The sequence below is a fragment of the Pedobacter sp. CG_S7 genome (assembly GCF_040544395.1).
Classification (GTDB): Bacteria; Bacteroidota; Bacteroidia; order Sphingobacteriales; family Sphingobacteriaceae; genus Pedobacter.
This window is the reverse complement of record NZ_JBEONS010000004.1, coordinates 36,169-48,161: the sequence shown is the minus strand read 5'-3', so window position 1 is coordinate 48,161 and position 11,993 is coordinate 36,169. Positions and strand designations below refer to the sequence as shown.

At 37.6% G+C, this 11,993-nt stretch carries 14 protein-coding genes; 8 read left to right on the top strand and 6 right to left on the bottom strand.

What is annotated here, in order from left to right; translation table 11 throughout:
• Positions 1-60: 60 nt before the first annotated feature.
• From AAKU52_RS03985 to rsfS, 3 genes are read right to left on the bottom strand one after another with little or no spacing between them, the layout of a single operon-like run.
• The gene (locus AAKU52_RS03985) at positions 61-705 is read right to left on the bottom strand and encodes a LutC/YkgG family protein (protein ID WP_354330471.1); all 645 of its coding nucleotides are present in this window, start codon (positions 703-705) and stop codon (positions 61-63) included.
• A 46-nt stretch (positions 706-751) separates the two neighbouring features.
• Positions 752-2,848: an ATP-dependent zinc metalloprotease FtsH gene (ftsH, locus tag AAKU52_RS03980; protein WP_354330469.1), complete on the bottom strand. Its 2,097-nt coding sequence runs from the start codon at positions 2,846-2,848 to the stop codon at positions 752-754.
• Between the two features lie 23 nt (positions 2,849-2,871).
• Positions 2,872-3,246, bottom strand: coding sequence for a ribosome silencing factor (gene rsfS / locus AAKU52_RS03975; RefSeq protein ID WP_354330467.1), 375 nt, complete (start codon positions 3,244-3,246; stop codon positions 2,872-2,874).
• A 42-nt stretch (positions 3,247-3,288) separates the two neighbouring features.
• Between rsfS and AAKU52_RS03970 the strand changes: the two genes are divergently transcribed.
• The 7 genes from AAKU52_RS03970 (at position 3,289) to trmD (ending at position 9,368) form a co-directional block, all read left to right on the top strand.
• A complete protein-coding gene (locus AAKU52_RS03970) occupies positions 3,289-4,059 on the top strand; it encodes a biotin--[acetyl-CoA-carboxylase] ligase (protein WP_354330465.1) in 771 nt (256 codons plus the stop codon).
• A 52-nt stretch (positions 4,060-4,111) separates the two neighbouring features.
• The gene (locus tag AAKU52_RS03965; RefSeq protein WP_354330463.1) at positions 4,112-4,561 is read left to right on the top strand and encodes a protein-disulfide reductase DsbD domain-containing protein; all 450 of its coding nucleotides are present in this window, start codon (positions 4,112-4,114) and stop codon (positions 4,559-4,561) included.
• A 106-nt stretch (positions 4,562-4,667) separates the two neighbouring features.
• Positions 4,668-6,368: a protein-disulfide reductase DsbD family protein gene (locus tag AAKU52_RS03960; RefSeq protein ID WP_354330461.1), complete on the top strand. Its 1,701-nt coding sequence runs from the start codon at positions 4,668-4,670 to the stop codon at positions 6,366-6,368.
• A complete protein-coding gene (gene pfkA, locus AAKU52_RS03955) occupies positions 6,369-7,355 on the top strand; it encodes a 6-phosphofructokinase (RefSeq protein ID WP_354330459.1) in 987 nt (328 codons plus the stop codon). It begins immediately after the preceding gene.
• A gap of 128 nt (positions 7,356-7,483) precedes the next feature.
• Entirely contained in the window at positions 7,484-8,041 is a 558-nt protein-coding gene (locus tag AAKU52_RS03950; RefSeq protein ID WP_354330456.1) for a 30S ribosomal protein S16, read from the top strand.
• A gap of 65 nt (positions 8,042-8,106) precedes the next feature.
• Positions 8,107-8,679 (top strand): ribosome maturation factor RimM, encoded by a 573-nt coding sequence (gene rimM / locus AAKU52_RS03945; protein WP_354330454.1) that lies wholly within the window; start codon positions 8,107-8,109, stop codon positions 8,677-8,679.
• Positions 8,680-8,690: 11 nt separating this feature from the next.
• Positions 8,691-9,368: a tRNA (guanosine(37)-N1)-methyltransferase TrmD gene (gene trmD / locus AAKU52_RS03940; protein ID WP_354330452.1), complete on the top strand. Its 678-nt coding sequence runs from the start codon at positions 8,691-8,693 to the stop codon at positions 9,366-9,368.
• Here trmD and AAKU52_RS03935 read toward each other — a convergent pair whose 3' ends face one another.
• Positions 9,369-9,722 (bottom strand): hypothetical protein, encoded by a 354-nt coding sequence (locus AAKU52_RS03935; RefSeq protein ID WP_354330451.1) that lies wholly within the window; start codon positions 9,720-9,722, stop codon positions 9,369-9,371.
• 271 nt (positions 9,723-9,993) lie between these two features.
• Here AAKU52_RS03935 and rplS point away from each other — a divergent pair, with 271 nt between their 5' ends.
• The gene (rplS, locus tag AAKU52_RS03930; protein WP_354330449.1) at positions 9,994-10,341 is read left to right on the top strand and encodes a 50S ribosomal protein L19; all 348 of its coding nucleotides are present in this window, start codon (positions 9,994-9,996) and stop codon (positions 10,339-10,341) included.
• 344 nt (positions 10,342-10,685) lie between these two features.
• Here the strand turns inward: rplS and AAKU52_RS03925 are convergent, their stop codons facing one another.
• On the bottom strand, positions 10,686-11,345 hold the full coding sequence (locus AAKU52_RS03925) for a phosphatidylserine decarboxylase family protein (protein ID WP_354330446.1): 660 nt from the start codon (positions 11,343-11,345) through the stop codon (positions 10,686-10,688).
• 91 nt (positions 11,346-11,436) lie between these two features.
• Complete coding sequence (gene hpt, locus AAKU52_RS03920) at positions 11,437-11,976, bottom strand: hypoxanthine phosphoribosyltransferase (RefSeq protein WP_354330444.1); 540 nt, start codon at positions 11,974-11,976, stop codon at positions 11,437-11,439.
• Between the last annotated feature and the right edge of the window lie 17 nt (positions 11,977-11,993).

The following is an 11,993-nucleotide window of genomic DNA, read 5'->3' as shown; positions in this document are numbered from 1 at the left end:
GTACTAGATACTATTTTGGTATACAGTATAAAATTAAGAATATTTAATCAAAGAACAAAATTAACTAAAATCGTCAACTAGAAAAACGAATAATTCTTTAGGACCATGAGCACCCAAAACAAGTGTTTTTTCGATGTCTGCCGTCCGGCTGGGCCCGGTAATGGTACTGATCATTGAGGGGAGTTGATTACTATATTTTTTTTTGATCAAGGCAAAAGCCTCTTTCAAATCTGGCACTAATTGTCCGGTACGTGCAATAACAAGATGATGATGAGGATAGATGCTTAATCTTCTACCAGCTGCCCCATGATTGGAGACCATTACAGAGCCGTTACGGGCAATTAAGGCTTCGCAGAGTGTTATGCCAACTTCAGCCATTTCAAAGTCCTTATCGGTCTTATAAAAAGGGAATTCATAATTACTCAATAGTGCTTGCAATTCAGGTTCCCAGCAATATATTTTCCGCCAGTTGTATTTTTCTGCAAGTTCCAGGATATTTTCAATAAAATCCATTCCATTCTCACAAAAAATAAAATTGCCAGAAACAGCGCTTAGCTGTTCGGCAAATTGTATTTCAAGGATTTCCTCGTTATTTTTATAAAGTGCCGTATCTTCTAAATTAGGATATGGGTTGTCTCTTTTTTCTAAAAGGGCCTTCCGGATCTTCTTTAGTATCAACTCTTTTGAAGAAATGTTTTCTTGCATAGGAATTAGATTTGCTGCCGTTCGTTAGAACGGCAGCTTACCATAATTAATTAGTCGCTGTTGGTGAAATGGTTTTAATTTCTGATGGGTCTGTAGTTTCCTCAACACCATCATGAACTAAACCTTCAGCTGCAGCAGTTTGGTCACCCGTACCGTTCACAAATTCATCATAAGTAGTGCGGTTATCAAATGGGCGTTTACCTAAAATCTCTTCTAGATCAGCCTGGAATAAGATTTCTTTTTCCAATAATTTCTTAGCCAATTTTTCTAAACCTTCCCGGTTATCAACAAGCAATTTCTTAGTTGCTTCATAAGCATCAGTAATTATTTTTCGAACTTCCTGATCAATTAATTCAGCTGTTTTATCTGAATAAGGCTTGTTGAAATTGTATTCATTTTGCGGATCATTAAAAGAAACGTTACCAACTACAGCGTTCATTCCGTAAATAGTTACCATAGCATAAGCTAATTTGGTAATCCGTTCAAGGTCATTTTGAGCACCTGTAGATATTTTACCAAAAACAATTTCTTCAGCAACACGACCACCAAGAGTCATACACATGCCATCTGTTAGCTGCTCAGTGGTATATAAAAACTGTTCCTTAGGCAAATATTGTGCGTAACCAAGGGCAGCAACGCCACGAGGTACAATAGATACCTTAACTAAAGGATCAGCATGCTCTAGATACCATCCGGCAATAGCATGACCAGCTTCATGGTAGGCAACAATTTTCTTCTCTTCAGGAGAAATGATTTTATTTTTCTTTTCTAAACCTCCAATAACACGATCTATTGCATCCTGAAAATCCTGCATGTCGACTGAAGTTTTATTGCGTCTTGCAGCAATTAAAGCTGCTTCATTACAAACATTGGCAATTTCAGCACCTGCAAAACCTGGGGTTTGCGCAGAAAGTTTTTTAGGATCAACGGCTTCAGCGGTTTTAATAGGCTGTAAGTGGACTTTAAAAATTTGCTCCCGACCAACTAAATCTGGCTTATCGATAGAGATCTGGCGGTCAAACCTTCCAGGTCTTAATAGTGCCGAATCTAATACATCCGGACGGTTTGTAGCGGCCAGGATAATGATACCTGAATCTGTACCAAACCCATCCATTTCTACTAGCAATTGGTTTAAAGTGTTTTCCCTTTCATCATTTCCGCCCATCATGCTGTTTTTACCACGAGCACGACCAATGGCGTCAACCTCATCAATAAAGATGATACATGGTGCTTTATCTTTAGCCTGCTTGAATAAATCACGGACTCTTGAAGCACCAACACCAACAAACATCTCCACAAAGTCAGAACCTGAAAGAGAGAAGAATGGCACCTGTGCTTCTCCGGCAACAGCTTTAGCAAGTAAAGTTTTACCCGTTCCTGGTGAACCCACTAAAAGTGCTCCTTTAGGAATTTTACCCCCAAGATTGGTGTATTTTTTAGGGTTTTTAAGGAAATCTACGATTTCCATTATCTCCAGTTTAGCCTCTTCAAGACCGGCAACATCATTAAAAGTAACATTTACCTGGCTTTCTTTATCAAATAAAGTCGCTTTAGATTTACCAATATTGAAAATCTGTCCACCACCACCACCTGCACCACCACTCATGCGGCGCATAATGAAAATCCAGAAACCAGCAAACAATAGTATTGGAACTATAATAGTAAAGAACCAGGAGTTAAAAGTACTTTGTCTGGTTTCTTTAACAGCTAAAACACGTGTACCTTCTGGGATATCTTTTTGTGATTCCTTAAGCTGTGTATCCAGCCCGTCCATAGAGCCTGCAGTAAAATAAACAGTAGGGCCATCGGCAGCACCAAAATTGCTTTTGGTACGATAAGGATCATATTTAGGATCCTTTACCTTATCTTTTTTAATAAAGACATCAGCCCTAACTAAGTCTTCATATTTATAAGCAATAATTTTCTCTACATCACCTGTTAAAAGCATTTCTGTTTCAAAAGTTTTATAGGGCACAGGCTTACTGGTGTCGGCATTAAAAAGGAATTGAAGTAAGATCAATCCCAAAATAATTGCGGCATAAACCCAGAAGATATTGAATTTTCCACCTTTTTGGGGCTTCTTTGGAATATTGGGTATCCTCTTAATCAACTTCTGTTTTGTATTTTCTTTATCTTTTATCATTGATTCAAAATGTTATATAAAAATTAAGCGCTTTGATAAGAAGTGGACTGGGCATCGCCCCACAAGTCTTCAATTCCATAGAAATTTCTTTTCTCGGTCTTAAAAATATGAACTACAACGTCAAAATAATCAAGAATAATCCACTCCGCATTTTCCTGACCTTCTTTACGCCATGGATTGGATTGTGTTTTCTTGTAAATTTCATCTTCTACACTATCTGCTATTGCTTTTACCTGGGTAGTAGAATCTGCATTACAGATAATAAAATAATCTGAAGCAGCACTATTAAGGTCTCTTAAATCCAAACGCACAATATCATTACCTTTTTTTTCCTGTATACCGTATACAGCTATTTCAGATAAGTATGTTGAGAGGTTTCCTATTTTCTTATTTACCATTAAATTTTTTAGTTTTGATAATCAACAAATATAAATCAACACTTGCAAAATAACACTTTTTCAACACTATTTGTTGGTCAAAATCTTATCAAATTAGCTGAGGTTGATTCTACTAATAATTATTTAAAATTATTGTTGTCAAAATCCGAGCCATTACCCGAAGGGACTGTAATTATGGCAGATAATCAATTTGCTGGGAGAGGCCAACAACATAATTTATGGCAGTCTGAACCCGGGAAAAACCTAACTTTTAGCCTCTATTTGAAGCCGAAATTTTTGCCCGTGCAGCAGCAATTTTTACTTAACATGGCGATTAGTGTGGCCTTAAATAATGCTTTGAGCGAGTTTCTTGGTGACGAGGTTAAAATTAAATGGCCTAACGATATCTATTACCAGAAGTTAAAACTGGGTGGTATACTGATAGAAAACCTGTTGAGCGGCCAAACCTATAAATCCGGAATTATCGGCATAGGTTTAAATGTTAATCAGGTTGAATTTTCAGGTGATTTAAATTATCGAGCTATTTCTCTATCACAAATTTTACATAAAAATGTTGATTTGACAGCGCTATTAGCAGTTATTTGTAGTCATATAGAGTCTCAATACTTAAAATTAAGAGGGAATAATTACTTTTTACTGCAAGTTGAGTACCAACAAAAGCTTTTTCAATTCGAGAAGACGAGTAAATACCGGTACAATGGCCGGATAATTGAAGGTATGATCACAGCGGTAACTGAACAAGGTTTATTGGTGATCAATAGTAAAGGAGTAGAAAAAGCTTATAATTTTAAGGAAGTAGAATTTATTATTTGAAATAGAAGTTCGCGATAGCTTCATCACCTTTGAAAAAACAAATTATATACTCATGAAAAAATTAACATTAATTTTAGCTATTTTATTTTTCTCTGGCGCAGGTGTTTTTGCACAGATTGAGAATCCTGTGACCTGGTCGTATGGACAAAAGAAAATTAGCAAAACAGAAGCTATCATTTATTTAAAAGCTACTATTGAAGATGGCTGGCATATATATTCGCAAGAATTAAAGCCTGGGGGGCCAATTAAAACCAGTTTTACCTTTGCGCCGTCTAAAGATTACGTAAAAGTTGGGAAAACAATAGAGCCAAAAGCTTCAAGTAAATTTGAAAAAGTTTTCAATATGAACGTGGGTTATTTTGAAAAACAAGTTATCTTCCAACAAAAGGTAAAACTCTTAAAGCCAACAGCAACCGTAAAAGGTAAGTTAGAATACATGGTTTGTGATGAGACTAAATGTTTGCCCCCAACAGAAGTTGATTTTATGGTGCAAGTCAAGTAATCTCATTCACATATTTTATATTTGAATGTAACAAGCGCAGCCAAATCGGCTGCGCTTGTTTTGTTCCCAAATAATTATCGCTAGTTTTACCACCTTAATAAAAACTATGCGCAGGTTTATACTCATTTTAGGCGTTCTTCTTTGCCTTTTCACTTTAAATTCAGTTAAAGGCTTTGCTTTCCAGCAAAATCAAGATTCGACTATTGTTGCGGAAGATATTGAGTTTACAGAAATAGGCTCTGCTGCCGATAGTGCCGCCAACAAGATTGAAAAAGATACGGTTCAAAAAACTAGCCTTACAAAAGAAACGTTGCAAGCCGATTCTGAAAATATACCAAATACTTTAGGTATAGCTATAGAAAAAACGCTTTGGCAAACCTTTATGCAGGGATTGGTAGGTGGGTTTATTGCTTTCTTGATGCCCTGTATCTTCCCTATGGTGCCATTAACGATCAGTTATTTCACAAAAAGAGCGGGTAGCAGGAAAAAAGGAATTTGGCAAGCTATAATTTACGGAATTTCCATTATCATTATTTATGTGGCCTTTGGCTTGCTGATTACAGTGTTGTTTGGTTCAGCAAAGCTTAATGAATTAAGTAGTAGTGGCTATTTTAACTTTGCCTTCTTTATTTTGCTGGTCGTTTTCGCCATCTCCTTTTTTGGGGCTTTTGAAATTACCTTGCCTAGTTCGCTGGTCAATAAAATTGATCAGAAAGCAGACGACAGTAAAGGTCTTGGTGGTATTTTCTTTATGGCTGCCTCGTTGGCACTAGTCTCCTTTTCATGTACAGGACCGATTATAGGAACGTTATTAGTACAGGCTAGCTCAAAGGGAGAAATTCTAGGGCCTGCAATCGGAATGTTTGGCTTTGCTCTTGCGCTAGCATTACCCTTCACCTTATCAGCCATTTTCCCCGGCTTTTTAAACAGCATGCCTAAATCAGGTGGTTGGCTAAACAGCCTTAAAGTTTGTTTGGGCTTTTTAGAATTGGCATTAGCCTTGAAATTTCTCTCTGCGGCAGATTTAGTCTGGCATTGGGAGTGGTTTGACCGAGAAATATTCCTCGTGTTATGGATCGTCATATTTATCTTAATGGGCTTCTATATTTTAGGGAAAATTAAGTTTTCTCATGATAGTGACGTCCCTTACGTTTCAGTACCACGATTGTTTTTCGCCATATTGTCGTTAGCCTTTGGATTGTATTTAGTACCGGGATTATGGGGGGCACCAGTAAATATTTTAAGTGGTATTGCCCCACCATTAAATACCCAGGATTTTATACTCGGAGGTAGCAGCCAAAGTAGCGGATCCACTAGTTCTAGCGATTTTCCAGCTAAAGTAAAATACGATGACGTATTGCATCCGCCCCATGGCTTCCAATCATTTTTTGAATTGGATGAAGGGATGGCTTATGCTAAAAAGATGAATAAGCCAGTGCTGATTGACTTTACCGGACATGCATGTGTTAATTGCCGTAAAATGGAAGACAAAGTTTGGGTAGATGCAGAAGTAGGTAGGTTAATAAAAGAAGAATTTGTGCTGATACAGCTTTATGTTGATGAACGCAGCGTGAAAATGCCTGCAGATAAGGTACATTACTCTGAAGTGTTGCGTACAAATACCAATGATTTGGGCAGGTGGAATGGTGATTTTCAGGCCACACAGTACAAAAGTAACTCCCAACCATTTTATGTTATGGCCGGACAAGATTTAAAACCATTAGTATCCCCACAAGGTGCTATATTTGATGCTAAAGCCTACGCTGCTTATTTGCAAAGTGGGTTAGCTATTTTTAAAGCAAAATAAATGAATAAAATTAAAAATATAGGAGTTTTAACTTCAGGAGGCGATGCTCCAGGAATGAATGCAGCGATAAGGGCTGTGGTGAGGGCTGGAATTTATTATGATTTAAAAGTTACTGGTATCTTAAGAGGATTCGAAGGACTTGTAATGGGCGATTTTATTGATATGGATCGTAAATCTGTAGCAAATATTATTCAGCGCGGTGGTACTATTTTAAAAACTGCCCGCAGCGAAAGCTTTCGTACGCCAGAAGGAAGAAAAAAGGCCTATGATCAACTTATTGCCAATAATATTGATGCGCTGGTCGTTATTGGTGGTGATGGTACTTTTACAGGTGCCAATGTTTTTATTAAAGAGTATAATTTTCCGATTATCGGGTTACCTGGAACGATTGATAATGATCTTGCCGGTACAGATTTTACCATTGGTTATGATACCGCTATTAACACGGTAATCAATGCTGTCGATAAAATCAGGGATACCGCAGAATCGCATAACCGCTTGTTTATTGTGGAAGTAATGGGTCGCGATTCGGGTTTGATTGCTCTTCGAAGTGGAATTGGTGTAGGTGCCGAAGCTATATTGATACCTGAAGCGGAAAAAGGCATGGAAGACTTGATTACCAGGTTGGAGCATGGGCGTAAAGATAAAGCATCGAAAATTATAATTGTTGCAGAGGGCGATGAAGTTGGTGGTGGTGTCTTTAACATTGGGGAGATCTTAAAAGATAAATTTCCGGGATATGACATCCGCGTTTCTGTATTAGGCCATATCCAAAGAGGGGGCAGTCCAAGTTGCATGGACAGGGTTTTAGCCAGTCGTTTAGGTGTTTCTGCGGTCGAGGGGCTGCTAAATGGCCATTCTGGCGAAATGGTGGGCCAAATAAATCTAGAGATTGCATTTACTCCTTTTGACCAAGCCACTAAGCACATCAATATTGAAGAGGTAGGACCTGCATGGTTAAAATTAGTGGAAATTTTATCCCTATAAATAAAGGTAGGCCAATACTTGAATTTTAATTTATTGCATCTTGCTTGCCATTAGTATTTTACTTACTTTTGCAACCCCGCAAGCATGAAGCTCCGGGAACTATGTTGAATACATAAATTAAAGAAACTATGGCAACTAAAATCAGATTGCAAAGATTCGGTAAAAAAGGGAAACCTTTTTTCCACGTAGTGGTAGCGGATTCCCGTTCACCAAGAGATGGTAAATTTATTGAGCGTTTAGGTTCATACAACCCAAACACCAATCCTGCTACTATTGAAATTAACTTTGAAAAATCATTAGACTGGATAAACAAAGGTGCACAACCTACGGATACTTGTCGCGCTATTCTTTCTTACAAAGGTGTTTTATACAAAAAACACTTAGAAGGTGGTGTTAAAAAAGGTGCATTAACCGCAGAACAGGCAGAAGCTAAGTTTGCAGAATGGTTAGGTGCTAAAGGTGAGCAAATTGAAGGTAAAAAAGATAATTTAACTAAATCAAAAGGTGAAGTTAAAATTGCTGCTTTAGCTGCTGAAGCTAAGAAAAATGCTGACCGTGGTGCTGCCATTGCATTGAAAAATGCTCCTGTAGTAGAAGAAGTGGTAGAAGAGCCAGTTGCTGAAGAAGCTACTGAAGAAACTGCTGTTGCTGAAACTCCATCGGAAGAAAACAAAGAAGAAGCATAGTCTTTTTTTAATGCTAGAAAATAGCGAAGGAGTCATTCAACTGAACCCTTCGCTATTTTTATTTAATGAAATTTGGCCATCGCCCTGAATTAAGGGAAATATTGATCGCAATGAAACCTGAAGAAGCATATTACATCGGTTATATTACCAAAACAAAAGGACTGAAGGGAGAGCTGCAGCTCTATTTTGAATATGATGCACCTGAACTGCTGGACTTGGATGTAGTTTTTGCTGAAATTAGTGGTAAATTGGTCCCTTTTTTTGTTTCTACCTATAAATTACAAAATAACAGTACTGGCAATTTCTATTTTGATGATGTTGATCATATTGATAAGGCGCAGGCGCTTGTAAAAAAGAAAATATATATTCCATTAAACAAGCTGCCCGACCGTGATGATGAAGATTTCCATTACAACGACTTAGTAGGCTTTACAGTATCTGATGATACCCAGGGCCAACTCGGTGTAATTACTGAAGTCAACGAATATCCTCAACAATTTGTGGCCACTGTTTCTTTTCAAAGTAAGGAAGTACTGTTTCCGTTGAATGATGATATGATCCTTGAAATTGACGAAGACAATAAAACTCTCTTGGTAGACCTTCCTGAGGGCTTGCTCGACTTATACCTTAATACTTAACCTGCCATATAATGCGTTTCGACATCATTTCTGTGTTACCAGCTTTATTAGACAGTCCTTTTGCTCATTCCATTTTGCAGCGCGCCCAGAAGAAAGGTATTGTAGAAATTGTGGTACACAATTTAAGGGAATATGCAGATAACAAACAAAAGAGTGTAGATGATTATCCTTATGGTGGAGGCTCTGGCATGGTGATGTCTATACCACCTTTTGCAAAATGCATCGAAGCCTTAAAATCGGAGCGGGAATATGATGAAGTGATCTTTATGAGTCCTGATGGTGTTACACTGAACCAGACCATTGCTAACGAACTTTCCTGCAAAGGAAACATTATTGTTCTTTGTGGTCATTATAAAGGCATAGACCAGCGCATTAGAGACATTTACGTAACCAGGGAGATTTCTATTGGAGATTATGTTTTGTCGGGTGGAGAGTTGCCTGCAGCAGTATTAGTCGATGCAATTGTTCGGTTGATCCCTGGTGTTTTGAATGACGAAACCTCTGCGCTGTCAGATAGTTTCCAGGGAGAGCTGTTGGACGCCCCCGTTTATACCCGTCCGGCAGATTGGAAAGGCCATAAGGTTCCTGCTATTTTATTGAGCGGGCATGAGTCAAAAATTAATGAATGGCGCCATGAGCAAGCGGTGGCAAGAACCCGCAAGCGCAGGCCAGATTTGTTAGGTGAGTAGTTATTTGCTCAGCAAGAATATAATCTTGTCTTTATCCTTTAACTGTTCTTTTAAAGTGCTGATCATTTCCTTATAACTTTTTAATTCTAATTCTGTATGTGCCGAAAGATGGTTGCTATCGGCCATTTTCAATGCTTCTTTTTCAGTAACATGACTTGGGTTTGTTTCCTCAAAAAATATAGTGGGGGGTATATCTAAAATCTTTGCCATTAAAAGCAGGTCATTGTACTTCATTGAGCCTTTCAGAAGGCTTAATTTCAAGCCGTCGAAGGTTTTATTCATCTCTACAGAAAGCCAGCTCAGAGACCTGTTGTTCTTCTTTAAGATTTCAGCCACTATAGTTTTCAAATACATAATATTAAATTGAGGTTAAGTTGATTTTTATTTTAGCTAAATCCATTAGGAGCCTAATCTAAAGCTTTGTTGCATGCTTATAAATTTAAGCAAAATACCAGAGGATATAACAAATATTTAAGGAAATAGGTCAACAATTAATAGCACAATTTGTGTGAAATATTTAAAGATTCCGGAAAAAATCAAAATTCGCTTTTATATGTAAAATAAAATCCCTAATATTGCAATCCGATTTTCAATCAACAGAAAGTCGGCTTAATAGCTTAAAATCATGGATTTAGTAAAATTTGTTGAAGAGCAGGTAATTGTAAAAAATGAATTTCCTGCATTCAAATCAGGAGATACAGTGAGTATTCACTATAAAATTCGCGAAGGTAATAAGGAGCGTATCCAAATTTATCAAGGCGTAGTGTTACAACGTAATAGTGTAGGTGCTAATGAAACGTTTACTGTTCGTAAAATGTCTAATGGTATAGGTGTTGAACGTATTTTTCCGATCAACTCTCCTAACATTGCAAAAATTGAAGTTAACAGTCACGGTAAAGTGCGTAGAGCGAAATTATTCTATCTTCGTGCATTAACTGGTAAAGCTGCCCGTATTAAATCTAAAAGAGTTTAATTTCTCTTCAAGCATACATAACCTTCCTGGTTTTACCAGGGAGGTTTTTTGCGTTTAACGCATCACCCACAATTACTTCTTTATTCCACTAATGATTTCTTTTGTATTATCGATCAATATGGCGATAGCATCAGCTTGTGTTTTATTAAATACTTAACCGCAGTTAGTACGGCCCTTATAGGGGGCTGGTAGGGACCTTGTTCGGGAAATCCTATACGAGGTGCCTATGAGCTCCGGAGTACCTTAGGCAGAGGTATGTATGGGCTATTAGCCAAAGTAAACTTCTTGTTCCATAAAAAAAGAGCACCATCAAGTGCTCTTCTATAGGCTAATGTTTAGCTCGTTTATTTTAACTCGCCTAATACGGTGATACCACCTTTAACCATTTGGTTAAGCTCAACATTAACCTTGGTTCCCTGTGGTAAAAAGATATCCACCCTGGAACCAAATTTAATAAAGCCAAATTCTTTTCCTTGTTCTACTATATCGCCCTCTTTTACATACCAAACAATTCGCCTGGCCAGTGCTCCTGCAATTTGCCTGTACAATACCTCTACGCCCGAACTGTGTGCTACCACAACAGTGGTGCGTTCGTTTTCGGTAGAAGATTTAGGGTTCCATGCGGCTAAATACTTTCCTGGGTGGTATTTAAAAAACTTTACTACTCCAGAAATAGGGTTTCTATTGATGTGCACATTAACCGGGGACATAAAAATAGAGACTTGTAACCTCTTGTTTTTAAAATATTCTCCTTCTTCAGTTTCCTCAATAACTACAACTTTACCATCAGCCGGACAAATTAATAAGTTGTCATCCGTAAAAAATGCTCTTTTCGGATTGCGAAAAAATTGAAGCACAATTAAAAATAAGGAAAAAGACAAGATGTAAATCAACCAGCGAAGCCAGGTAATGTCTGCATATCGGTAATCAATAAAAGCATTTATAACAAAAATAAACAACAAAGTGATTGCAATCGTTGTATAGCCTTCTTTATGTATCGTCATTGGTTAAAAAGTATTTTGCGTAAAATTGGTAAAATTTATCCAACAGAGACGCATATCGTTAAAATTATAAGTTTAAATAAGTGTTTATCCTTTAGTTAACAGCACTATAAATGTCTTTCAAGTTTCTGCCCAGTCCATTATAATCCAGGCCATAGCCTACCACAAACTCATTAGGGATTTCAAAACCTATATATTCCAGTTCTGGAACAGGAGCTAGTAATGCGTCGGGTTTTAAAAGCAGCGAACAAACCTTAACCGAAGCCGGAGCTTGCAAACGCACTTTTTCTAGTATATATTTCAATGTTAAGCCTGTATCTACAATATCTTCCACTAAAATAATATCCCGGTTATGCAGGTTGTCTGGCAGGCCAAAGGCTTCTTTAATTATTCCTGTACTTTCCGTGTCTTTATAAGAAGAAACACGGATAAAAGCTATTTCACAAGAGATCTCAATTTCTTTCAAAAGATCAGCCATAAAAACAAAGCTGCCATTTAGCACACCAATAATAATGGGGCAGCGATCCTCGTAATCTACGTTGAGCTGTATGCCTATTAAACGGGTGCGTTTATTGATCTGGTCATTCTCCAGAAAGAGTTCGAAATTTTTATCCTCTATTTGTACGCTATTCATGATGTGATGGCTAAAAA

What these genes read in the sequence shown, in the direction of transcription:
- AAKU52_RS03950 (WP_354330456.1), top strand. Translation starts at nt 7,484, where the DNA reads ATGGCAACTAAAATCAGATTGCAAAGATTCGGTAAAAAAGGGAAACCT.
- rimM (WP_354330454.1), top strand. Translation starts at nt 8,107, where the DNA reads ATGAAATTTGGCCATCGCCCTGAATTAAGGGAAATATTGATCGCAATG.
- AAKU52_RS03965 (WP_354330463.1), top strand. Translation starts at nt 4,112, where the DNA reads ATGAAAAAATTAACATTAATTTTAGCTATTTTATTTTTCTCTGGCGCA.
- AAKU52_RS03935 (WP_354330451.1), bottom strand. Translation starts at nt 9,722, where the DNA reads ATGTATTTGAAAACTATAGTGGCTGAAATCTTAAAGAAGAACAACAGG.
- ftsH (WP_354330469.1), bottom strand. Translation starts at nt 2,848, where the DNA reads ATGATAAAAGATAAAGAAAATACAAAACAGAAGTTGATTAAGAGGATA.
- rplS (WP_354330449.1), top strand. Translation starts at nt 9,994, where the DNA reads ATGGATTTAGTAAAATTTGTTGAAGAGCAGGTAATTGTAAAAAATGAA.
- rsfS (WP_354330467.1), bottom strand. Translation starts at nt 3,246, where the DNA reads ATGGTAAATAAGAAAATAGGAAACCTCTCAACATACTTATCTGAAATA.
- AAKU52_RS03960 (WP_354330461.1), top strand. Translation starts at nt 4,668, where the DNA reads ATGCGCAGGTTTATACTCATTTTAGGCGTTCTTCTTTGCCTTTTCACT.
- AAKU52_RS03925 (WP_354330446.1), bottom strand. Translation starts at nt 11,345, where the DNA reads ATGACGATACATAAAGAAGGCTATACAACGATTGCAATCACTTTGTTG.
- hpt (WP_354330444.1), bottom strand. Translation starts at nt 11,976, where the DNA reads ATGAATAGCGTACAAATAGAGGATAAAAATTTCGAACTCTTTCTGGAG.
- trmD (WP_354330452.1), top strand. Translation starts at nt 8,691, where the DNA reads ATGCGTTTCGACATCATTTCTGTGTTACCAGCTTTATTAGACAGTCCT.
- AAKU52_RS03985 (WP_354330471.1), bottom strand. Translation starts at nt 705, where the DNA reads ATGCAAGAAAACATTTCTTCAAAAGAGTTGATACTAAAGAAGATCCGG.
- pfkA (WP_354330459.1), top strand. Translation starts at nt 6,369, where the DNA reads ATGAATAAAATTAAAAATATAGGAGTTTTAACTTCAGGAGGCGATGCT.